The sequence below is a fragment of the Photorhabdus thracensis genome, from assembly GCF_001010285.1.
GTDB classification, from domain to species: Bacteria; Pseudomonadota; Gammaproteobacteria; order Enterobacterales; family Enterobacteriaceae; genus Photorhabdus; species Photorhabdus temperata.
This window is the reverse complement of the sequence record NZ_CP011104.1, coordinates 2,882,174-2,907,636: the sequence shown is the minus strand read 5'-3', so window position 1 is coordinate 2,907,636 and position 25,463 is coordinate 2,882,174. Positions and strand designations below refer to the sequence as shown.

Below are 25,463 nucleotides of genomic sequence, written 5' to 3'. Positions count from 1 at the left end.
TGAGCTTTGATGCGTTAGCCCTGGACTTTTTCCTGCCCTGATCCGACGCTGGTTGATCCAGGCATAAAAGGCTTCAACCAGTGCATCTTGCTCTATCATTTTGATAATATTAGCAATACAGTGACGACGGGGAATACCGTGAGTAAAATGCGTGTATTGTTTAAGCCACTCGCTCTGTAACTCCCCAAATTCCTGAATCGATTTCCAGCCAGAAGCGCCGCATAATACAGCGGAGAAGGCTAAAAAAATCACATCCATTAGCTCATGTTTTTTATTGATGTCAGAACGGGGGTCTTCTATCTTGCTGATAAAATTAAAAATACTCATTATTAGGATCGCTTTTTTATGGAAGAGAGAGATCTTAACGTTTTAATGAGAGAAATGCCTATAAAAAGTCATATTCTGATTTTTATTTAACCAAAATAACCTTATTAAAAATGTGAGATCTCACCCTGGTAGAATCAATGAGATAGGCTACAGAACCAATGTTGTTCAAAAAGAAAACAAAAGGCATAGGTGTATCAGTATTATGGAAAGCTATTTATTCATCACCTTATTTTTCATAATACACCATACGCAACAAATGCAATTATTTCATATTGTTATTGTCAATAAAATATATTACTTCTTATGCAATTATAAATTTTGTTATTGCATTACCACTGCCATTTAAAGAAATAATAGATAATAACGTTATGAAATAGTTGATAGTTGAATGATGCCTTTTTATTCGTTGTTTATTTTCAACTCACTATCGGACGTTATATGTGTTGCCTTTACTTTTATGGATATAAATAACCTTTCTATATATCCAAGCGATACAGGGCAGCATAAGTGTTTTATTTACTTAACATTTAAAAGGAATAAACATGAACACACTCAAGCCCGAATATCAACAAGCGTTAGGAGAAGATTTTAATAATCTGACTGATATTTGCCACCTCTCTTTTGAGGAACTTCGCAAAAAAGTAAAGGACAAACTCTCGTGGTCACAGACCCAAAGCTTATATCTTGAAGCACAACAGGTGCAAAAGGATAATCGCCTGCATGAAGCCCGTATTCTGAAACGTGCCAATCCTCAGTTACAAAATGCGATACATAGTGCCCTGAAAACGTCTCAGAATGATCAAGCTAAGAAAGAGAAAGATGAACAGGATCAGGAAAGTTATAACAGTAAATTTGGCAATCGCGCCAGCAAATATGCAGCTCCAGGCGCAGTCTCTTCCATGTTCTCTCCCGCCGCTTATCTGACCGAACTTTATCGTCAGGCACGGGATTTACATGATGAGGAAAACTCCGATTATCATCTGGATACACGCCGTCCTGATCTAAAATTACTGAAGCTCCGCCAAGAGAATATGAATACAGAGATTTCCGCACTTTCTCTGTCCAATAAGGTGTTGCTGGAGGGTATTCAAACTCTGTCCAAGAACAAGCTGCTGGAAGGTACTAAAACCCCGCCCAAGCTAGACAGCCATACTGACGTGATGAAAACGCTATCAGCCTTCCGCCCTTCTGGTTCAATTCCGTATCACGATGCTTATGAAAGCATGCGTAAGATTATTCAATTACAGGCTCCGGTGTTTGAACAATCCAGTGAATCACCAGAAATCGCTAAGCTAATGTATCAAACCTCTCTATTGGGAATTAATGCTTCTGTTTCTCCTGAGTTGTTTAATATTCTGATGGAAAAGATTACAGATGACGAAATGGAAATTAAGAGGCTCTATAGGGAGAGTTTTGGTGATATTGAACCTTCTCTGATGGCAACGCCGGAAAAACTGAAAAGTTATTATAACCTGACGGATCAAGAAGTTAGTCTATTTACTATTAGTAGTAAGATAAGTCAACAGGAATATAGTAACCATAAACTCATCGCTTCGGTAGTCAACAGCAACGGCCAAATCAAAACTTATCGGATTACCAGACAGCCTAAAACGCCTGTTCTGAATATTAGTTTATTCCCTCTCGGCGGGGAGAATTATAAGTTAAGTTGTAAAAAAAATGTACCTCTCAATATTTCTCGTCTGTTAATTAAATTGAACGGAGAAAAGCTTAGAGGGGAAGGTAATCCATTTGAGGAAAATGAAGAATACACTACTAATATCAAATTAAGTACAACTATTGTTAAACTTCCTATTGAATTCTCCCTAGAAATAGAAGTTATAGCGCCTCAGAGTGGTAGTTTTCATCAACATACTTCTTCCACGAAATTTACTTTCGAAGAATATGACTACCCTTTTCTACTAAAACTCAATAAAGTGATCCTCCTATCCAAAGCTACAGGCTTGTCACCAACACTCTTCCTCAGTATTAATCCAGAATTAAACATCGACGCAGAGGTATTAGAGAAAGTCTTCCGTGTTAAATACTATATGCAACGCTACGGTATTGATGCTGAAACTGCATTAACACTATGCAAGGCACCAATTTCACAACCACAACCTAGCAATGACAACCATCCAAGTCAGTTTGATCGTTTATTTAATTCCCCAAAACTAAATGGTCAAAACTTTGCTATAGGGAGCAACAACATCAATTTGAATCCGGACAGCCCTGCTGATTGGCGTAAGGCAGTGCTTAAACGTGCTTTCAATGTTGATGATATCTCATTAAATCGACTACTAAAGATTACCAATCCGGTCGATACTACCGGAATAATAACTAATGATATAGAGAATCTCTCTCACCTCTATCGAACAAAATTACTAGCAGATATCCATCAGTTAACTATTGATGAGTTAGGTTTACTGCTGGTTGCCATAGGTGAAAAAGAAACCAATTTATCTATAATCAATAATACTGCTCTGGCAACTCTGATTGATAAACTCTATGACATCACCAGTTGGCTACGTACACAGAAATGGAGTGTATATCAGTTGTTTGTGATGACGACCGACAAATATAACGAAACCCTAACCCCGGAAATACACAACCTTCTGGATACCATCTACAATGGCTTGCAGAATTTTTACAAGGATAATCTGCTAAAAATCAAAGATAATCTACTGAAAGCCAAAGAAAGTTTACCGGAAGACAAAGATAATTTGCCGGGAGCCGAGAAATATCTGCTGGAAGCCGAGAAACATCTGCTAGCGGCCGAGAAATATCTGCTGGAATCCAAGAAAAATCCGCTGGAAGTCAAGAAGAATCTGGAAGAATACGAGAAAAATCAGGGGGAATACGAAAAAAATCTGAAAGAACACGAGAAATATCTGCTGAAAGCCGGAGAAAATCTGCCGGCCATCAAAGAGAATTTGCTAAAAATCAAGGAAAACCTGCCAAAAGCCATATCTCCTTATATCGCCGCCGCTCTGCAATTACCGTCTGAGAATGTAGCATATTCTGTGCTCATCTGGACAGATAAGCTAGCTGGTGAAGAAAAGATGACAGTGGAAAAATTCTGGCAATGGCTACGGAAAAATCCCGTTACAGCTCAACCTGAATTCCAGACACAGGCAGCACCAGCCATCCAGTATTGCCAGAACCTAGCACAACTGGCACTGATCTACCGTTTCACCGGCCTTAGCGAAAACATGTTCCATTTGTTTGTAACAAAACCACAACTCTTTGGCATTAAAGCGGAAACAGCGCCAACGCATGCCACCTTGATAACGCTGACACGTTTTGCTGACTGGGTTAATTCTCTGGGTGAAAAAGCCTCTTCTATACTAACCGAATTTGAAAAGGGAACATTAGAGGTAAAACAGCTGGCTGATGTCATGAATCTTGATAAAAAGCTACTGGAGCAAGCTAAGACACAAGCGCAAGCCCATGACTCGCAGATTATCAACGAGAATGCTTTCTCCAACTGGACATCTCTCAGCACCATCCTGCAATGGGTTAATATCACGCATCAATTGAACATCTCGCCACAAGGCGTTTCCACACTAGCGCAAGTACTGACCGCAGAATCCCCCGTTGACTATACCCAATGGGAAAACGTCGCGGCGATATTAACCGCCGGGCTCGACACCCAAAAGGCCAACGCCCTGCATGCGTTTCTGGATGAGTCTCGCAGCACCGCATTAAGTACATACTATATTTATGCTCATAACCAAAAAGATCTACAAGATAGAAAAGATGCTGTAATTAAAAACCGTGATGAGCTATATCAATACTTATTAATTGATAACCAAGTTTCCGCCGCTATCAAAACCACAGAGATTGCCGAAGCCATCGCCAGTATTCAACTGTATGTGAACCGAGCATTAAAAAACATGGAAGGGGGCATCGTCACGAGTGTCACCAGCCGCCCATTCTTTAAAGACTGGGATAAATACAACAAACACTACAGTACCTGGGCCGGCATATCTAAGCTCGCTTACTATCCTGAAAATTACATCGATCCGACGATGCGTATCGGACAGACAAAAATGATGGATGCACTGTTGCAATCCATCAGTCAGAGTCAATTAAATACCGACACAGTAGAAGATGCCTTTAAGTCTTACCTAACATCATTCGAACAGGTCGCTAATCTGGAAGTTATCAGCGCCTATCATGACAACATTAATAACGACCAAGGATTAACCTATTTTATCGGACACAGTAAAACAGACGTTAATCAATATTATTGGCGCAGTGTGGATCACAATAAATTCAGCGAAAGTAAATTCCCCGCTAATGCCTGGAGTGAATGGCACAAAATTGACTGCCCAATTAACCCATACAAAGACACTATCCGTCCGGTAATCTACCAATCCCGTTTATATATAATCTGGCTGGAAGAAAAAAGGATTGCTACACATGAAGGCGGTAAAACGACCGAGAGTTTCCGTTATGAAATGAAACTGGCGCATATTCGTTATGATGGTACTTGGAATACACCAATCACCTTTGATGCGAATAGCAAAGTAGATGTGCATAGCAAAATATCTGATTTAACACTGGGAAAAAATGAAGCACCAGGACTCTATTGTGCAAGCTTTCAAGGCAAAGATAAATTGCTGGTTATGTTTTATAAAAAACAGGAGGAATTAAATAACTACACAGAAAAAGACGAAAAAAAAAGATACACAGCACCAATAAAAGGGCTATATATCACTTCCAATATGTCTCCTGAGGAAATGACACCTGAAAATTACAGACCTAATTCTCATAAGCAGTTTGATACCAATAATGTCATAAGAGTAAATAACCGCTATGCAGAAAACTACGAAATCCCTTCATCAGTAAACAGTAATAATGGTTATGACTGGGGAAAGGACTACTTGAGTATGGTATACGGTGGAAATATTTCGGCTATTAACCTCGAATCCCAATCATCCAATTTAAAAATCAAATTCTCACCAAGGTTAAGAATTATCCATAATGGACTTGTAGGCCGACAACGTAATCAGTGCAATCTGATGAAGAAATACGGTAAGCTAGGTGATAAATTTATTATTTACACCACGCTGGGTATTAACTCGAATAACTTGTCAAATAAAAAATTCATCTACCCTGTTTATCAATATAGTGGAGGAGAGGCTAGCAAACTTAGTCAAGGAAGATTACTATTTTATCGGGAAAGTACCACTAACTTTGTAAGAGCCTGGTTCCCTAACCTTCCCTCTGGTTCGCAAGAAATGTCCACAACCACTGGCGATAACATTAGTGGTAATTATGGTTATATTGAGAATAAACATAGCAACGACGATCCATTTAAAGCATATTTCTATATGGATGACCACGGTGGTATTGACACCGATGTTTCAGGGATATTGTCTATCAATACGGACATTAAGCATTCAAAAGTTAAAGTAATAGTGAAGGCAGCTGGTATCACAGAGGAAACTTTTGTAGCAGACCAAAACAACAATGTGCCCACCAATCCGCCTCTTAGCTTTGAAGAAATGAATTATCAGTTTAAAGAGCTTGAAATAGATATCTCCAAACTGGCATTTCATAATAATGAGGCAAGCATTGATGTCACCTTTACGGCATCTGCCGAGGCATTTAAGACATCTACTGATACTGAGGCATCTGAATCGGATAAAAAGGAGCGTCATCTAGGCGAAGAACATTTCAGTATTCGTATTATCAAAAAGGCGAATGTTGATGATGTCCTGACCCTTCACCATGATGCAAACGGAGCACAATATATGCAATGGGGAGTTTATCGTACTCGCCTTAATACCCTGTTTGCCCGTAAATTAATTAGTCGCGCCAATGCTGGGATCGATACTATTTTAAGTATGGACACCCAGAATATTCAGGAGCCCAAATTAGGGGAAAGCTCTCCTAATGCTATGGAACCCACGGATTTCAGCGGCGCTAACAGCCTCTATTTCTGGGAACTGTTCTACTATACCCCGATGTTAATTGCTCAACGTTTGCTACACGAGCAAAATTTCGATGAAGCTAATCGTTGGCTGAAATATGTCTGGAACCCATCCGGTTATATTAAGCATGATCAGATTCAGGATTACCACTGGAATGTTCGCCCATTACAGGAAGACACCAGCTGGAACGATGATCCTCTAGATTCGGTCGATCCTGATGCCATAGCGCAACACGACCCAATGCACTATAAAGTCGCCACGTTTATGCGCACCCTTGACCTACTGATGGCGCGTGGAGACTACGCCTATCGTCAGTTGGAGCGGGACACCCTCAACGAAGCCAAAATGTGGTACATGCAGGCACTGCATCTGTTAGGCGACAAACCCCATCTGTCACTCAATTCAACATGGGATGATCAAAGTTTGAGTGATGCCGCTAATCCTGAGAGACAAAAGGAGCACTCCCGCGCAATAGCCGCTCTGCAAAAAAATGATTTTGGGCAGCATGACAAGCCGACAGATCTTTTCCTGCCACAAGCGAATGAAGTGATGCTGAACTACTGGCAAACACTGGAACAACGGCTGTACAACCTGCGTCATAATCTCTCTATCGACGGTCAGCCCTTGCACCTGCCTATTTACGCCACCCCGGCAGACCCAAAAGCGTTACTCAGCGCTGCTGTTGCCAGCTCACAGGGTGGAAGCAGTCTGCCACCGGAATTTATGTCACTGTGGCGTTTCCCACACATGCTGGAAAATGCACGCGGCATGGTAAGCCAGCTCATTCAATTCGGCTCCACGTTACAAAATATTATCGAACGTCAGGATGCTGAGGCATTAAATACGCTATTACAAAATCAGGCGGTAGAACTGATATTGACCAATCTCAGCGTACAAGACAAAACCATTGAAGAGTTGGATGCTGAAGAAACTGTGCTGGAAAAAACACGCCTGGGAGCACAATCACGCTTTAACAGCTACAGCAAATTATATGATGAAAATATCAACTCTGGTGAACGTCAAGCGCTGGATATGAGAGTAGCTTCCCAAAGTATTACCGCCGGATTGAAAGGTCTGCATATGGCTGCTGCCGCACTGGATATGGTACCGAATATCTACGGTATGGCCGTCGGGGGATCACACTATGGTGCTATCGCCAATGCGATTGCTATTGGTGGAGGCATTGCCGCCGACGGTTTATTGATTGAAGCCGATAAAGTCTCACAATCTGAAATATGGCGCCGCCGCCGTCAGGAATGGGAAATCCAGCGTAATAATGCACAAGCCGAGCTGAAACAAATCGACGCTCAACTTGGTTCTCTGACAGTGCGCCGTGAAGCCGCAGTATTGCAGAAAACCAGCCTGAAAACCCAGCAGGAACAAACCCATGCACAACTGACCTTCCTGCAACGTAAGTTCAGTAATCAGGCTCTGTTCAACTGGTTACGTGGCCGACTAGCCGCCATTTACTTTCAGTTCTATGACCTGGCCGTATCGCGTTGTCTGATGGCTGAAATGGCCTATCGCTGGGAGACGAATGAAACCAACACAAGCTTCATTAAGCCTGGTGCCTGGCAGGGAACACATGCTGGTCTGCTCGCGGGTGAAACCTTGATGTTGAATCTGGCACAGATGGAAGATGCCCATTTGAGACAGGATCAACGCGTGCTGGAAGTGGAACGAACCATTTCGCTAGCCGAAATCTATGCCAAATTACCGCAAGATAAATTTACCCTGACTCAGGAAATAGAGAAGTTGGTGAGTAAAGGTTCAGGCAGTGCCGGCAAGGGCAATAATAAGCTGGAGTTTGGTGCCAATACCAAAACCTCCCTGGAAGCATCCATTTCGTTAGCAGATTTGCAAATCTGTAAAGACTACCCGGAGGACAGTGGTGTGGGCAACGTTCGGCGTATTAAACAGATCAGCGTCACCCTGCCCGCTTTGTTAGGGCCATATCAGGATGTTCAGGCAGTCTTGTCTTGCAAGGAAGCCGGGTTAGCCAAAGGCTGTGAAGCACTGGCGGTTTCCCACGGTATGAATGACAGCGGCCAATTCCAACTGGATTTCAATGATGGCAAATTCCTGCCGTTTGAAGGGATTGACGTTGATCAAGGCACATTAACGCTGAGTTTCCCGAATGCAACCGGTAAACAAAAAACCATGCTGGAGAGTCTAAGCGACATAATTCTGCATATTCGCTACACCATTCGCCAATAACGATTTCAACTCAGTGCTAAAACAGGCCCCTAAGTGGGGCCTGCAAGGAGTCTTTCATGCAAAATTCACAAGAATTCAGTATTACGGAACTATCATTGCCTAAAGGGGGAGGTGCTATCACAGGTATGGGTGAAGCATTAACACCCACTGGACCGGATGGTATGGCTGCACTGTCTCTGCCATTACCTATCTCAGCCGGACGTGGCTATGCCCCCTCACTCACGCTGAATTACAACAGTGGCGCCGGTAATAGCACGTTTGGTCTGGGCTGGGATTGTGGAGTTATGACTATCCGCCGCCGTACCCATTTTGGGGTTCCTCACTATGACAAAACCGATACCTTTCTGGGGCCAGAAGGTGAAGTACTGGTCATCGCGGATCAACCTCGCGATGAGTCCATATTAAAAAATCCCTACTTAAAAAATACCAGCTTGGATGCCACTTTTACTGTTACCGGCTACCGTTCCCGTTTGGAAAGCCATTTCAGCCGATTGGAGTATTGGCAACCTAAGACAAAAAACGAAACAGACTTTTGGTTGATATATAGCCCAGATGGACAGGTACATCTACTGGGTAAATCGCCTCAGGCGCGGATCAGCAACCCATCAAAAATCTTACAAACAGCACAATGGTTACTGGAAGCTTCCGTGTCACCACGTGGTGAACAAATTTATTATCAATATCGTGCCGAAGATGACACAAGTTGCGAAGCAGATGAAATGACAGCCCATCCACAGGCCACAGCGCAACGTTATCTACACATGGTGTATTACGGCAACCTGACAGCCAGCGAAACGTTCCCCTGTCTGGATGGCAGCGTTCCCTCACAAAAAAACTGGTTGTTCTATCTGGTATTTGATTATGGCGAACGCAGTAACAACCTGAAAATGCCACCAGCATTTACAGCAACGGGTAACTGGCTTTGTCGTCAGGACCGTTTTTCTCGTTATGAATATGGCTTTGAGATTCGTACCCGCCGCTTATGCCGTCAGGTACTGATGTATCATCACCTGCAAGCGTTGGATAACCAGACAGAAGAGCACGATGAACCTTCGCTGGTTTCACGCCTAATATTGAATTATGACGAAAGCGCAATAGCCAGCACGCTGGTATTTGTTCGTCGGGTGGGACACGAACAAGACGGTACTGCCGTCACCTTGCCACCACTGGAACTGGCATATCAGGATTTTTCACCGACGCATAACAATAAATGGGAACCGATGGATGTACTGGCAAACTTCAATACCGTCCAGCGCTGGCAGTTAGTTGACCTGAAAGGCGAAGGCTTACCTGGTCTGCTATATCAAGATAAAAGCGCTTGGTGGTACCGCGCGCCACAGCGTCAGATAGGAGATAAGCCAAATGCTGTCATTTGGGGGAAAATACAACCTTTGTCTGTCATCCCTTCCTTACAAAACAACGCATCACTGGTAGACATCAACGGCGATGGACAACTTGACTGGGTTATCACCGGATCGGGGTTACGGGGATACCACAGCCAACGCCCGGATGGCAGCTGGACACATTTTACCCCGCTCAACGCCCTGCCGGTAGAATACACTCATCCCCGTGCGCAACTGGCGGATTTAATGGGAGCCGGGCTGTCTGATTTGGTACTGATCGGTCCTAAAAGTGTGCGCTTGTATGCCAATACCCGCGACGGCTTTGCCAAAGGGCAGGATGTGGTGCAATCCGGTGACATAACACTGCCGGTACCGGGTGCCGACGCCCGTAAGTTAGTGGCTTTTAGTGATGTATTGGGTTCCGGTCAAGCACATCTGGTTGAAGTCAGTGCGACTAAAGTCACTTGCTGGCCGAATCTGGGGCACGGACGATTTGGTCAGCCAATCACCCTGCCGGGATTCAGCCAACCAACAATTGAGTTTAATCCCACTCAGGTTTATCTGGCAGACCTGGATGGCAGCGGTCCAACCGACCTGATTTATGTTCACAAAAACCGCCTGGATATCTTCCTGAATAACAGTGGCAACGGTTTTTCAGCACCAGTAACACTAACCTTTCCAGATGGTTTGCGTTTTGATGATACTTGTCAATTACAGGTGGCCGATGTGCAGGGATTGGGGGTAGCTAGCTTGATACTGAGCGTGCCACATATGGCCCCCCATCACTGGCGCTGCGATCTGACCAACGCAAAACCGTGGCTGCTCAATGAAATGAATAACAATATGGGCACCCATCACACCCTGCGTTACCGCAGCTCTGCTCAGTTCTGGCTGGATGAAAAAGCCTCAACACCAGCCGATAGACCAAAACCGGTAGGCTATCTGCCCTTCCCAGTACACACCCTCTGGCAAACGCAAACAACGGATGAAATCAGTGGCAATAAATTAGTGACAACCCTGCGTTATGCCCACGGTGCTTGGGACGGACGTGAACGCGAATTTCGTGGGTTTGGTTATGTAGAACAAACAGATAGCCATAAATTATCTGAGGGCAGCGCACCAGAACACACACCACCCGCTTTGACCAAAAACTGGTATGCCACCGGACTGCCCGTAGTAGACGATGCATTATCGGCAGAATATTGGCGTGGCGATAATCAGGCTTTTGCCGGTTTTACACCGCGCTTTACCGTCTGGACAAATAACGAGGATGTTCTGCTGACGCCGGAAGATGACAACAATCGGTACTGGTTCAACCGGGCGCTGAAAGGTCAGCCACTGCGTAGTGAACTGTACGGACGGGATAACAGCGCACAAAAAGAGGTTCCCTATACAGTCACTGAATTCCGTCCACAGGTACGCCGATTACAGAATACAGAGAGCGAATATCCTGTACTTTGGCCATCGGTAGCGGAAAGTCGTAACTATCACTACGAACGTATCGCCAGTGACCCACAGTGCAGCCAAAATATCACGCTATCCAGTGACCTATTCGGCCAGCCACTAAAACAAGTTTCGGTACAGTACCCACGCCGCAAGAAGCCTGACACCAGCCCGTATCCGGATATATTACCTGATACGCTGTTTGACAACAGCTATGATGACCAGCAACACAAATTACGACTGACCTATCAACAGTTCAGTTGGCACCATCTGACCAGCGACACCGTTCGGGTACTGGGATTACCGGATGGCACGCGCACTGATACTTATGAGATCAAACACGATGAAGTTAACCGCGGTTTAAACCTGGAAATCCTGTGTGACAAAGACATCCTGATTGCATATGACAAACTGCGTAAATACTTCGGCCAACAGCGAACGTTTTATACCGGTGGGCAAAATAATGCACCGACACGACAGGCATTAGTTGCCTTTACAGAGACAACAATATTTGATGAGTCCACATTGTCAGCGTTTGATGGAAGTATCACATCTGATACTTTGCCAACAACGCTGGCAAAAGCCGGATATCAACAGACGGATTACCTGTTCCCTCGCACTGGGGAAGGCAAAGTCTGGACAGCCCGTCACGGCTACACCGATTACGGAACTGCCGCACAGTTCTGGCGTCCACAAACGCAGAACAACACACAACTTACAGGAAAAATCACACTCACCTGGGATGCACACTATTGTGTCGTGACAAAAACGCAGGATGCGGCCGGCCTGACAACATCAGCCAAATATGACTGGCGTTTTCTGGCTCCCGTGCAGCTCACTGATATCAATGACAATGAGCATCTTATCACGCTGGATGCTCTGGGCCGCCCAATAGCACAGCGCTTTTGGGGAACTGAAAACGGCAAGACGACTGGTTACTCATCACCGGAAAAAACATCATTTTCGCCACCATCCGAAGTAGACATAGCTATTGCTCTGCAAAAACCGCTTCCTGTAGCACAATGTCAGGTCTATGCACCGGAAAGCTGGATGCCGGTATTAAGTCAGCTAACCTTCAATAAGCTGACAGAGCAAGACCGGCAAACACTGTACAAGTCCGGAATCATCACTGAAGACGGATACATCTGCACATTGGGCCATCGCCGCGGGGTACAACGCCAAAATGCAGCCACCCAGTTGGTCAGCCCGCTAAACCACAGCACCCGTTTACCCCCTCATCGCCTCACGCTGATCACGGATCGTTATGACCACGATCCTGAGCAACAAATCCGTCAACAAGTGGTATTCAGTGATGGCTTTGGCCGCTTGCTGCAAGCAGCCGCCCGGCATGAGGCAGGCATGGCCTGGCAACGTAATGAAGACGGCTCCCTGAGCATAAATGTCAAACATACGGAGACCCGCTGGGCAGTGACTGGACGAACAGAGTATGACAATAAAGGACAACCAATACGAACCTATCAGCCCTATTTCCTCAACGATTGGCGTTATGTCAGTGATGACAGCGCGCGGCAGGCAAAAGAAGCTTATGCAGATACCCACGTTTATGATCCCGTTGGTCGGGAAATCAAGGTTATCACCGCAAAAGGCTGGTTTCGTCGAACCTTGTTTACTCCTTGGTTGACTGTCAGTGAGGATGAAAACGATACAGCTGCTGAGGTGAAAATATAACTTGATAAGCCCCGCCCGGCTAACGGGCGGGAAGCATAGATAGAGGTGAAAAGTGTCGTTAAAAATGCCGTCAGATACTCAACTTGTTATCTGGTTGATCATTGGTTTTATTGCGGCCTGGGGCGGATTAGTAAGATACCTCATTGATATACAGAACAAACAATACAAATGGAGTTGGATTAACGTCCTATGCCAACTCATCATCTCCTGTTTTACCGGTATCCTGGGAGGATTACTGAGTTTTGAAAGCGGCAGCAGCATCTATATGACTTTTGCAATTGCCGGGCTATTCGGCACAACGGGAAGTACCGGGCTGAACTGGCTCTGGCGTCGCCTTTTTATGCATCAGGGAGGAAAATAATGGAGGATTTTCGCTGCAACAAGAAGTCCTCTGTCTCCCGCTATAACGGGAATATCACAACAACACAACAAAAGAGGTAAATCATGGAAAACTTTGACCCCAAATTTTATCAACATACCCCTACAGTCAACGTCCAAGATAATCGTGGCCTGACTATTCGTGACATCAACTTTCGCCGTTCCACCGCAAGCGGTACTACCGATACCCTTATCACTCGCCATCTATATGACACCCGCGGGCACCTGATCCAGAGTATTGACCCGCGCCTGTATGAAGCCAGACAGAAAGACAACACGATAAAACCTAACTTTCTCTGGCAGTATGATTTGACCGGTAATATTTTGTGTACAGAAAGCACCGATGCCGGTCGCACTGTCACACTAAATGATATTGAAAGCCGTCCAATACTGACCGTAACCGCAACAGGCGTCAGACAAACCCGACAATATGAATCCCCTTCTCTGCCTGGTCGTCTGTTATCAGTGACCGAACAAGCACCGGAGGAAAAAACATCCCGCATCACCGAACACCTTATCTGGGCCGAGAATACGCCAACGGTAAAATCTCATAACCTTGCCGGGCAATGTGTACGCCACTACGATACGGCAGGAGTCACCCGACCAGAAAGCCTGTCGCTGACCGGTACCGTTTTATCACAGTCCCAACAATTACTGGATGATAAGTATAGCAAGGGAGAAGCTAACTGGGCAGGTGATAACGAAACCACTTGGCAGAACGCACTAACCAATGAAATCTATACTACCCAGAGTACCTGTGACGCCACCGGCGCTCTACTAACTCAAACCGATGCGAAAGGCAACAAGCAGCGTCTAGCCTATGATGTGGCCGGGCAATTAAAAGCAAGCTGGCTGACCGTGAAAGACCAGTATGAGCAGATTATTGTTAAATCCTTGACCTATTCCGCCGCCGGGCAAAAATTACGTGAAGAGCACGGTAATGGTGTCATCACTGAATATCGCTATGAACCGGAAACCCAACGGCTGATCGGTATCAAAACCCACCGGCCATCAGACACCAAAGTGTTACAAGACTTACGTTATGAATATGACCCGGTAGGCAATGTCATCAGTATCCGTAACGATGCAGAAGCTACCCGCTTTTGGCACAATCAGAAAGTGGTGCCGGAAAACACTTATACCTACGATTCCCTGTATCAGCTTATCAGTGCAACTGGGCGTGAAATGGCTAATATCCGTCAGCAAAGCATCTCCTCTCCGATACTCCCCCTTACTTCTGATAACAACACCTATGCCAAATATACCCGCAATTACACTTACGACGATGGCGGTAATCTGACCAAAATCCAGCATCATTCATCTACCAACCAAAACAGGCACACCAGAGTTATCACAGTATCAAATCGCAGCAACCGGGCGGTGCTGAGTACACTGACTGATAAGCCGGAAGAAGTGGATTCATGGTTCGATGCGGGCGGCCATCAGAAGACGTTGCACCGGGCGGTAAGGAATAAACTAACTGATAAGCCGGCAGAAATGGATTCTTGGTTCGATACAGACAGTCATCAGAAGACGTTGAACCCGGCAGTACTGAATTCACCGGCTGGTGACCCGGCACAAGTAGATACATCAATATGGGGACGGGAACAAAACCTGAATTGGAATACACGGGGTGAGTTACAACAAGCGACACTGGTAACAAGAAGCAAAAAACCACCAGAAAAATCGCAACAGGAGACATGGGACAGTAGCACCAATAATGACCAGGAATGGTATCACTATGGCAGCGATGGCATGAGGAGGCTAAAAATCAGTGAACAGAAGACCGGAAACAGTACACAACAGCAACGAGTAACTTATCTGCCGGGTCTGGAGCTACGTACTACTGGCTCAACCAGTAAAACAGCAGAGGATCTACAAGTCATTACAGTCGGTGAAGCAGGCCGCGCACAGGTGCGGGTGTTACACTGGAAGAGCGGTCAACCAAAAGATATCAGCAACAATCAGCTGCGTTACAGCTACGATAATCTTATCGGTTCCAGTCAACTTGAATTAGATAGCGAAGGACAGATTATCAGTGAGGAAGAGTACTATCCATTTGGCGGTACAGCGCTGTGGGCGGCAAACAGCCAAACAGAAGCTAATTACAAAACTATCCGCTACTCAGGCAAAGAACGGGATGCTACAGGGTTGTATTATTACGGATATCGATATTATCAACCGTGGGTAGGACGGTGGCTAGGTGCCGACCCAGCAGGGACAGTAGATGGGCTAAATTTGTATCAGATGGTGAGGAATAACCCTGTACTACTTAATGACTCAAAAGGTCTGTCTTCTGAATCTCGGAAAGAAAATCAATCTCTGATAAAAGTATTTAAAAAGGGGGATATTTTATATGGTTTGGACGAACCCAGAAAAGATGCATTGGAGAAATTAGAAAAAAAAGGATATAAGCGTAAAACCGCTTCAGGGGGATTTCTTTCTAAATTAACTAGAGTTTTTGGCAGAAGGAATGAAATCAAAAGGAATATATTGATACAAAATGACATAACAAATGCCGTTTGGGATAATTTAAATCCCAAAGTCTATTCTAATGACGAAAATATAAAAAAAGAAACACATGACCACGAACGTGTTATTGAGTTTAAGAAGTTTTTATCAAAACATGATAAATATAATGTTGCAGGTGATAATCTGGCAGATGAATTAGCATCCGAATTGAAAGAAAAACCATACGAAAATAAGAGAATAGAGGAATTAGGAAAACTTCTTTGGAAAAAAACAAGTAAAGCTGGATTAGAGTATCAGCTACTTCAGAGGAAAGCGCCTGTTCATTTTCTGATTGATACTATTGGTGATGATATCAAGACAGTTATATCAAAAAGTGGTCATGGAGCAAGTATAACATCCAGTGAGCTACGTTGGTTATATCGGCATAAGGACGTAGCAGAAGTTCAACAAAACCTAAAATTTTGGAAAGAAGGAAAGCCTGTAGCCCATAGCGAAGTCTTTTCTAAAACTAAATGGGATAACTATCAACCTAAACATAGATATAGCTGATAGCTACAAAAAATATCGATTAAGAGATGTTTGATAATGCCCGTGATTCTATTGTCACAGGCATTATCAATGTGATTCGGAACCCCAAAAAGTATCAGGAAATTTGTTTTTGGTTTATGTCCCAGAGGTACCAGAATTATGAGCAAAGTGGAATCCCGCACTGGCTAATGTAGTGAGTCAAGAAAGATATGAAGCAAATCAAAGTATTCAGACTGGGTTTCCACCACCTACGAATACCGTTATATGTAGCTGTTACTGGAAAAAGCCCCCATTGATGAAAACGGTAAGCTCTTTTCCAGGCAGACAGGGTAAAACCGAAAAAATGCAGTAATATTCAGCGGGTTAATCCGCAGTAACAAGTTCCAATATTTGTTGCCTGACATGTTCAAAAATGAGTGAGCCGATCTCTGCACTCGCACCGGATGTTTTAGAAAGAACTCCTCTCGTTGAAAATTCTTCTTTAATCGGTATCTGATAAACCCCTGCGCGCGGAGGTTTATCATGGTCAACCCGCTCAGCTCTAACCAAATCTGGACGCAAATGAAGCATCAAACTTGTTTCTGTTATCCCAGCATGCTCAGCGTGCCAGCCGGGAAAATCGGTCAAATGTTCACGAGTCCAGGCATCAGATACCAAACTCCACCAACTAAACACGATAACGGAACGATCTTTAAAGTGACCCTCTGTCCGTAATTCATCTACCGCCTCGAAAATAAAACCTTCATTCTCATAATGACCATTAATAATCACAAGTTGCTTGAAAGGTAATGAACATAAGCTCTTAATTGCCCGGCCCATATAAGTTGTAAATGTTGGTCCATCAATGTAAATCGTACCAGGGAATTCAAGTCCACCCCCACTCTGTGGCAATGATCTTACCGATAATGGCTGTACCGGCAATGTGAACCCAGCAATATCATTTGCCAACACGCGAGCAAATGCTTCCGGGATCACGGCATCCACATTCAACGGCAGATGAGGCCCATGCTGCTCAATACCGCCAATCGGCCATATCAAAGTCTTACCTTCAACCGCAGTTAAAACCTGCTCACTGGTCAGTTCTGCAAATTCTCTTACTTGATTGCTCATGATACTGTCCCTTTTTTAATACCTTATTTTGACATCGTGATTTGGGCATGTTCAAGAACGATACGCCGTAGTGTTTTGTACATATGCCGATGGAGTGCAGTGTAAACTTGCACAGTATTCGCACCTGCAAGCATGTACTCATGAACGTCATTACCATCCTGTACACCTCCCGATCCAAGTATCGGGATCGTCAGCCCCCGCTTGCGCAGGTTATAGATTGCAGCAAGCACCAACGGTTTTATCCCTGGCCCTGAGTATCCGCAAACCCCATTAAGCAAAGCCTTGCCACTCACTCCGTCAAATACGATCCCCGAAATGGTATCACTCAACGTTATCGAATGAGCACCACCTTCTATGGCAGCTTGAACACGCCCATACAAATTGTCTCCAAGCGCGAGTTTGACAGAAAAAGAGGTATCCACTCGCTCTTTCACCGCTTTCGCGTAGTTGAATACACGTTCTGGTGTATCTTCTATAAAGTCATCTGCATGTAAGCACGAAATGCCCAATTCCAAGGGTGCATCGGTTACCTCTGAGATACGAGCAGCCAATGAACCCAGCTCCCCAGGCGATTCTGCATGGACAGAGACTATCACCGGAAGCTGTTCTCTCTTAAACTCACTGAGAATGGTCAACCAATGTTCAACTGTTTTCTTCGAGTAAGTCGTATTGTTCAACATCCCTGTACTGATGGAATGGGTCTTTTCTGTATGCAATTTTTCCGAATTCGGGTAAATGGTCTTTGTCACGACCGCCCCTGCGCCGTGAACGATAAACTGGCGAATATATTTCTCCTCATCAGAAAGCAGACCCGACCCAACGATAATTGGATTTTTTATCTTCATGCCTAAAACATCATAGGTTTGTTCGAAAACTTGATTTTTCATCGCAACTCCATGAATTAACTCAATTCAAGCAAACTAGCTATTAACCAATCCCCAATAGAGCAGGCAGAAAACGGTAGGGAATGGAGAAAGCAAACATGCAGAGTAAAAAAATGAGAAGCGATAGCTTGCCTACCCTGTATGGAATGATAATTAGCGCCATTTGCTACAATAATAAACAACATAGTGACGATTTTAAAAGTAGCAATAAAAAAAGAAACCTCCACGAATCAATCCAGATATTTGAACTGAGCCAAAATAATTAAAATATTATTACTATCAAATAAGTATTCTTATTAATAAAAACGAGTGATAAGCCAATCAGCCGGTCAGAAACCCCATATACATCGAAGCGCACTTACCGATCAAAAGAGAAGAAGCCACAAAAATGTGGCTTCCCATTAAAAAGCACCTGCGAAATCAATCTATGCACCTATTTCACCAAGTTACACACCCTCTGCTTTGATTCGATTACACCGACTACGAAACCGAAGAATGAGAGGAGTCACTCAGGAGGACCGGCGAAAATTGAACCATACCAACGCAGCCACCACCAGAAGAAACAGGGATGCAACCCCCATCACAGAAAAAACTGCACCGTCGAACGCTGACCTGGCAAGGTTTGCAAAAGCCAAACCAGCATCAGGCGCCATTCCTTCCGCGGCTATCAAAGCGCCATCAATACCCTCTCTGGCAGCATCATTAACTGGAGAATCAGCCGGAAGCTCAAGGGTATAACTATAGACAGCCGACATGATACTCCCCATTATTGCAATTCCCAGTCCACCACCCAACTCATAGGAAACCTCTTCAACTGACGCGGCCATACCTGCCCGATTTGGCGGTGTAGCCTGCATGATAGTACTGGACGCGGCAGTCATTGTTGCCCCGAGACATGTTCCCAGCACAAAGAAGCAAATTACCTGCAAAGGCAAGGGAGCTGAAAAACTAGCCATGAGTGCAAGTATGGCAAAGGCATATATCAACAAAGAGGTAATGAGCAATCGAGCACTACCCAAACGAGGAAGAACCCAACCACTCACAGGACTCGCAACAATTGCGCCCAATGAGAATGGCAAGAAATAGAGCCCCGATTGCAAGGGTGTTAATGACAATACAAGTTGCAAACGCTGGCTTAAAACCAGATTAATTCCCATCAAACAGGCGGAAGCCACTAATCCAGCGATGACTGAAGACGAAAAAGCCGGGCTTTTGAAAAGATCAAAATCAATCAGCGGATGTACACTTCGTTTCTGGCGTCGAATGAATAACAGCAGAAACCCCACCGTCAAAGTGAAAGTCACAAGTACCCCGATATAGGAAGGCTCTCTCTTGGCGAACTCCTTGATGGCATAGGCAAAACTGATCAATACAACCATGATCTGCAATGAGCCGACAAGATCCCACGGATGAGACGAATCTGTCTTAGAGGTTGGGACAAACAACCACGACAGAATTAATGCCAAAATCACAATAGGAACATTGATGAGGAACACCGATCCCCACCAAAAATATTCAAGCAATACGCCTCCAATAAGTGGTCCTACTGCCGCACCTCCAGAGGCAACGGCTGCCCAGATTCCAATTGCGAATGATCTCTCGTCTTCATCATCGAATATTAAAGCGATAATCGACAATGTGGCAGGCATCATCGTTGCCGCACCGATTCCCAGTAATGCCCGGGAAACAATCAACATTTCCGATGAATAAGAGTAGGCTGCCATCAAGGACGAGCATCCAAATATCATGAGACCATAAACAAGCAGCCGTTTATGCCCAACGCGATCTCCCAAAGTACCCGCCCCCAATAACAGCCCAGAGACGACAAGAGGGTAAATATTCACTATCCACAACTTTTCCGTTGTGCTCGCACCCAAACTGTGGGTCAAACTCGGAAGCGCGGTATACAACACTGTCATATCGACAGCAACCAGTAATAACGCAGCTGAAACAGTAGAGAGCACCCACCATTTCTTTATAATATTCATTTCACTCATCCATTCTTACTTTAATATGCCATCTCTGGGAAACCAGATTAATTCAGACAAAATTACTATCAGACTTTTACAATAAATCGTTAACGTTGATGCTAAAATAAATCGTTAACATTAATGCTAAGAATGATATTTCGCTTTAGCTTTTTATTTAATTCAATTGTAGTTACCCCCTGAATAGCGCCTTGATTAACAAGATTAGTTACTCGACTACGTGACAACGAAAGCTTTTTGGTCAGGATCGAAATAAGTCTGACAGGAATGGGATATTCAAGCTGTACTGTGATTTGTGCCGCTAGCGTTTGAGCCATATCCTGAAGTTCTTTACCTTCTATAATAAAGTCAGGGGAACCGCCGAGTTCAGCTCTGTTTTTTGCCAATATCCGATAATCAAAGGCATATCGTCGAATTTCATCTTGATCATTATGTAAAAATCGTTCATACAAGTCGCCATCCAATTTATTGACATTAATCCTCGAAAAAATATCAATATTCCAAGTGTAATCGCACTTTTCGCATTTATAGATGCTCCACACATCCAACACTTTTTTTTGCGCATTAACCCTGAATGTAAATAAGTTTTCATAATTATGCTCCACTTCCAACCAGCCCTTGTGTACCAAGATATACAGCCTTTTCATCCAAGTGGTCTGTAGAATCAATGAGATAGGCTACAGAACCAATGTTGTTCAAAAAGAAAACAAAAGGCATAGGTGTATCAGTATTATGGAAAGCTATTTACCTGCTGGATAAAACTCCTTTTTCATTTCACAGCCAGGGCAACGTTTCAAAATGGCCTGATAACTTACAGGTCTCACTAACCATATAACATTTCTATCTGTCATAATAGATCTACGTTTGAATTAGTTAAGTCGGTTCCAGCTAAATTTAAAATTTAAATTTGGTGATATTCTATAACATCAGATCTTGAAACTATTTATCAATTCGTTGCTTAAGTGACTTTAATGTTTTTATTTTAGGGATCTGCGGATAAAACGGGGAGAATCGGGATGTGGTACGGTAGAACATTGACTCCCCGTTTCCACATCCCGCTCAATAAGCCAGAAAGGCAATTCATTTAAGATCTATCTCATTGGGCATTATTAACAAAATAACCCGACGAAACAGGTTGTTGATTATTTTTCACTCATATCGACAATACGAGCTTGTTTATAACTCACGTTTCGGACAGTCAATCACGTCGAAATTTTTGCTGTAGCAAATGTAAAATTCATCCCGATTGATCTGAATAGTTTTCCCTTTTAATGATGGGTTATTTTCCTGGAGAAACTTAATCAACTGTTCGTTAGATGGACGGCTATTCGGCAATACCAAACCATTAAACAATTCTTGCTGTTTACTGAAAAATTGATCTGGAGTTTCAAACGCACAGACGCCATGCTTTTCCCACTCGGCTTGCAGCAGATCTACACCTGGAGAAGTACACAGATAAGGTTTAATCACCTGATAATCCAGTGATGGCAAATCCCCCTTACACAAACGTGGATGTTTACGGATATCAGACCAATCACGACACTGATCCATTGATTTACCATCACAGGTTTGCGCCCACAGGCCATGAATTATCCAGCCAAATTTGTTTTCTGAGAAACATTGTAATGCAGACTTTTCATATTCCCTCTGCGCTTTGGCAATTTTGTTATTTTTTTTCAGTTTGTTAATCTCATTCTCTTTGTTTTTACAAAATGCCGGAGAATAATTAATCGCCAGTTTGAAGTAATCTGTAGAGGCTTTAGCGTTCTGACCATAACGGTCATTTTTAGCAACGTAGTCATAATTTGCTGGTGGATTAGCGGGCAATAAACAGGAAATAGCGTCTTCCGGTTGTGGTTCAAAAGAATCAATCACTTCTGGTTGCTTCGCACAGCTGATAACCAATAAAACAAATACTGCCGGTAATAAGTTAGAAAAGCGCATCATCGTTCCTCATGGGAAAATATTTCCCTGTTGAATGGCAAACAAAAACCTGCCCAAACAAGGGCAGGCGACTATTAAAATTATTTTTTTCCAGTCAAATCAATTTGATACACTGCAAAACCGATATCATCGTTTTGCAGATATTTCACTGGATACTGAGATAACTCTTTAATGAATTTCGCCGCTTTCTCACTTGGAGAGGTTTCGAAACGAATATCCAATTTCTTGTCAGTTTTGATTGGCATAATCGACCAATTATTATCGGCCCTAGTCACGACCATCCCCCTCTCTTTAGACACGTTGACAATATAAGAAGCCAGGATAGCGCGGTTCTCATCCGGTGAGGCGAATGCGATATTACCTTCGCCTGTACCGGCAAATTTACCGCCATATGCACGATAATTATTGGTAGCAATTAGAAACTTAGCTTGAGTATCGATAGGCTTACCCTGATAAGTCACCTCCTTGATACGGTTCGCCCTTTGATTGATGACCTGACAATCAACGTCATATTTAGCGGGCTGAGTCAGATCAATCTTATAATTCACGCCGCTAATCGTGTCGAAGTTATAAGTACGAAAACCACTCCAGTTCAGCAAATACTGAGGCTGGGTTGAATTTGGATCGATCTGGTTATACATGCCGGCAGAACACTCCAGCCATTCAATCACATCAGCACCGGTTACCTTCACAACAGCCAGTGTGTTTGGATATAGATAGAGATCCGCCGCGTTACGGAACGTCAAATCACCTTTTTCAACTTCAACGAAATCTGCGGGGGCATTCTTACGACCACCGACTTTGAAAGGTGCCGCCGCTGCCAAAACAGGAATATCCGCTAAATCCGGATCCCCCTGAATGAAACGCCGCGTATAATCTGCCTGAGCATCATTCACGATCTGTACTGTCGGGTCGCTTTGGATCAGGGCAAGATAGCTGTACATATTGGCAGAAGCTTTACCAATCAATTTACCGACAAAACCCCGGGTTCCCTGATGGGCTTTCTCGATAATTTTCACTAACTCGCTATCGCGCCCAACCAGTGCCTTTTTACCCACTTTGTCATAAATCGGACGTGCTTCCGCTTTTGCTTCCGCCACCTTCCAGATCCCGCCATCATTGTTGATAACCATATCAACAACGCCCAAATGATCGCCCCACTGACCGGGCATAACGGCCGGAATACCATTAACCGTACCTCTGGCGACATCAACACCTTTAATGTCTGCAAATTCCTCGCTTGGGAACACACCGTGCGCATGACCAAACATAATGGCATCAATGCCTTCAACCTCACTGAGGTAATAAACCGAATTTTCAGCCATTGCCTTATAAGGCTCTTTGGAAAAACCAGAGTGAGGAATAGCGATAATCAAATCTGCGCCCTGTTTTTTCATTTGAGGAACAAATTTTTTCGCAGTTTCAGTAATATCGTTAACGACAACTTTGCCATCCAGATTGGGCTTATCCCAAATAGCAATCTGTGGCGGTACAAAACCGATATAGCCGATTTTAATGGTGTGATCTTTACCCTCCCGATCTTTCACTGGCGTATCAACGATAATATAAGGCGTGAAATAGTTCTTACCGGTTTTAGCATCCATTATGTTGGCATTGATATAAGGGAATTTCGCACCAGCAATGACTTTTTTCAGATAATCCAAACCAAAGTTAAATTCGTGGTTACCGAAATTACCCACGGTATAACCCATTGTGTTCATTAATTGATGTGCTGGATGAGATTCCCCTTTTTTAAGTCCCTTTGCCGCCATGTAATCTGCCAGCGGGCTACCTTGGATCAGGTCACCATTATCGACCAGGATAGTGTTGGAGGCTTCTGCTTTGGCCGCTTTAATTAAATTCGCAGTACGTACCAAACCAAATTGCTCTGTGGATTTATCTTTGAAGTAATCAAAGTCAATCAGATTACTGTGAACATCAGATGTTTCCATTACCCGCAAGTCAACCGTTGCAGCATTGACATTAAATGCGACCAATGAGGCTAATGTGGAGATTTTCAACACATGCTTAACCATTTCACACCCCTTTTTAGGCTAGTTAAGGAGAACTTCAGCTCTCCTTATCACTTTCAACTTAGAAGTACAGACGAACTCCTGTTTCCAGAATAGTCTGTTTTTTATTCTCATAAGCTGGGTTGTCGCTGTGTGCGCCATCATATGCAACTTCAACGAACAAACGCCGGCTATTAGACTGCAAAACGTTTATCTAAACCAATGGCGTAAGCCTGTTTTTTATAGTTAAAGGTATTTGCATTTCTATCACGCAGATAGTAACCCGCACACACACTAATTTCGATGCCATTTCAGTGCCATGAAAATCGTGCAGCTTTCTCTGGTTTAAAAAAACATGACAAAAGTGACTGCGGCCAATACTGTATTCGCTGTTCCTGAAACGATTAGTAAATCAATCAAAGTGGCTAAAGATTTCATGTTTTTTATAAGAAAATAACAATTAATAAAAAATCATCTACAACAATATTAATTGGAATTATTTAAATAAATTTAAATTAAATAAATACCAATATAAGAATTAAACACAATAAACTATCATATTAATTTATGAATAAAGCCGCAGAGATTTTTTATTCTGCGGCTATAAAGAATAGCTAGTTTGATGCTATTTTTGCGGCCACAACCAAGCAGCACCTCGAACACCACTCGAATCCCCATCTTTACCTCCAAAGGGTATTCCCGCCGACATCAGGCGGGAGGGGAATTTGGACGGGTTTGAAAAGCCCGTAGAATCATCAGCCACGCTGATGTTGAATGTATTGTTTCACCACTTCCAGCGGTGCTCCACCGCATGAACCCGCAAAGTAGGAGCGAGACCAGAGAACTGCCTTTCCGTATGCTTCGCGTAAGTCCAGAAACTCATTACGTAAGCGACGGGAGGTGACTGCTTTCAGCGAGTTAACCCATACCGATAGCTGAACGGTCGGTGGATACTCAATCAGCATATGAACATGATCTAAATCGCTGTGACTCTCTTTAAGTTCTGCGCCGAAGTCACGGCAGATTTCACCTGCATACTGATGAAAGGCGGCAGAGTGTCGCTCGCCAAGAATCTTTCTACGGTATTTGATCACAAGCACAAGATGTACATGTAAAAGAAAGGTGGCATGTCGTGAACGATTAATTTTGTATTTTTGCATTGAAGTTAGCCGAAAGCACAGTAAAATAG

General features: G+C 43.8%; 11 protein-coding genes and 1 pseudogene. 4 read left to right on the top strand and 8 right to left on the bottom strand.

The annotated features are described in order from the left end of the window. Positions 1 to 24: 24 nt before the first annotated feature. Positions 25 to 327 (bottom strand): annotated as a pseudogene (locus tag VY86_RS12675) (ISAs1 family transposase); the annotation flags it as partial. 542 nt (positions 328 to 869) lie between these two features. On the opposite strand from VY86_RS12675, the gene VY86_RS12670 reads away from it, so the two are divergent. The 4 genes from VY86_RS12670 to VY86_RS23485 all read left to right on the top strand — a co-directional run bounded on the left by VY86_RS12670 (position 870) and on the right by VY86_RS23485 (position 16,357). Further along, the gene (locus VY86_RS12670; protein ID WP_052760836.1) at positions 870 to 8,483 is read left to right on the top strand and encodes a Tc toxin subunit A-related protein; all 7,614 of its coding nucleotides are present in this window, start codon (positions 870 to 872) and stop codon (positions 8,481 to 8,483) included. 56 nt (positions 8,484 to 8,539) lie between these two features. Continuing rightward, positions 8,540 to 12,958: a SpvB/TcaC N-terminal domain-containing protein gene (locus tag VY86_RS12665; RefSeq protein WP_046975203.1), complete on the top strand. Its 4,419-nt coding sequence runs from the start codon at positions 8,540 to 8,542 to the stop codon at positions 12,956 to 12,958. A 64-nt stretch (positions 12,959 to 13,022) separates the two neighbouring features. Continuing rightward, positions 13,023 to 13,319 (top strand): phage holin family protein, encoded by a 297-nt coding sequence (locus VY86_RS12660; protein ID WP_071881024.1) that lies wholly within the window; start codon positions 13,023 to 13,025, stop codon positions 13,317 to 13,319. Positions 13,320 to 13,402: 83 nt separating this feature from the next. Then, positions 13,403 to 16,357: an RHS repeat-associated core domain-containing protein gene (locus tag VY86_RS23485; RefSeq protein WP_071881023.1), complete on the top strand. Its 2,955-nt coding sequence runs from the start codon at positions 13,403 to 13,405 to the stop codon at positions 16,355 to 16,357. Between the two features lie 342 nt (positions 16,358 to 16,699). Here the strand turns inward: VY86_RS23485 and VY86_RS12645 are convergent, their stop codons facing one another. From VY86_RS12645 to tnpA, 7 genes are all read right to left on the bottom strand, one after another. Then, positions 16,700 to 17,446 carry a creatininase family protein gene (locus tag VY86_RS12645; protein WP_228939600.1) on the bottom strand — a complete coding sequence of 249 codons (747 nt, stop codon included), beginning with the start codon at positions 17,444 to 17,446 and terminating at the stop codon, positions 16,700 to 16,702. 23 nt (positions 17,447 to 17,469) lie between these two features. Further along, on the bottom strand, positions 17,470 to 18,291 hold the full coding sequence (locus VY86_RS12640) for a beta/alpha barrel domain-containing protein (RefSeq protein WP_238591672.1): 822 nt from the start codon (positions 18,289 to 18,291) through the stop codon (positions 17,470 to 17,472). Positions 18,292 to 18,839: 548 nt separating this feature from the next. After that, positions 18,840 to 20,318 (bottom strand): MFS transporter, encoded by a 1,479-nt coding sequence (locus tag VY86_RS12635; RefSeq protein ID WP_046975199.1) that lies wholly within the window; start codon positions 20,316 to 20,318, stop codon positions 18,840 to 18,842. 101 nt (positions 20,319 to 20,419) lie between these two features. Next, positions 20,420 to 20,923, bottom strand: a complete 504-nt coding sequence (locus VY86_RS12630) for a DUF1062 domain-containing protein (protein WP_238591467.1) — start codon at positions 20,921 to 20,923, stop codon at positions 20,420 to 20,422. 571 nt (positions 20,924 to 21,494) lie between these two features. Next, the gene (locus VY86_RS12625; RefSeq protein ID WP_046975198.1) at positions 21,495 to 22,262 is read right to left on the bottom strand and encodes a ribonuclease T2 family protein; all 768 of its coding nucleotides are present in this window, start codon (positions 22,260 to 22,262) and stop codon (positions 21,495 to 21,497) included. 80 nt (positions 22,263 to 22,342) lie between these two features. Continuing rightward, positions 22,343 to 24,298 (bottom strand): bifunctional 2',3'-cyclic-nucleotide 2'-phosphodiesterase/3'-nucleotidase, encoded by a 1,956-nt coding sequence (locus tag VY86_RS12620; RefSeq protein WP_046975197.1) that lies wholly within the window; start codon positions 24,296 to 24,298, stop codon positions 22,343 to 22,345. 731 nt (positions 24,299 to 25,029) lie between these two features. Then, positions 25,030 to 25,434 (bottom strand): IS200/IS605 family transposase, encoded by a 405-nt coding sequence (gene tnpA, locus VY86_RS12615; RefSeq protein ID WP_046975196.1) that lies wholly within the window; start codon positions 25,432 to 25,434, stop codon positions 25,030 to 25,032. Positions 25,435 to 25,463: the final 29 nt, after the last annotated feature.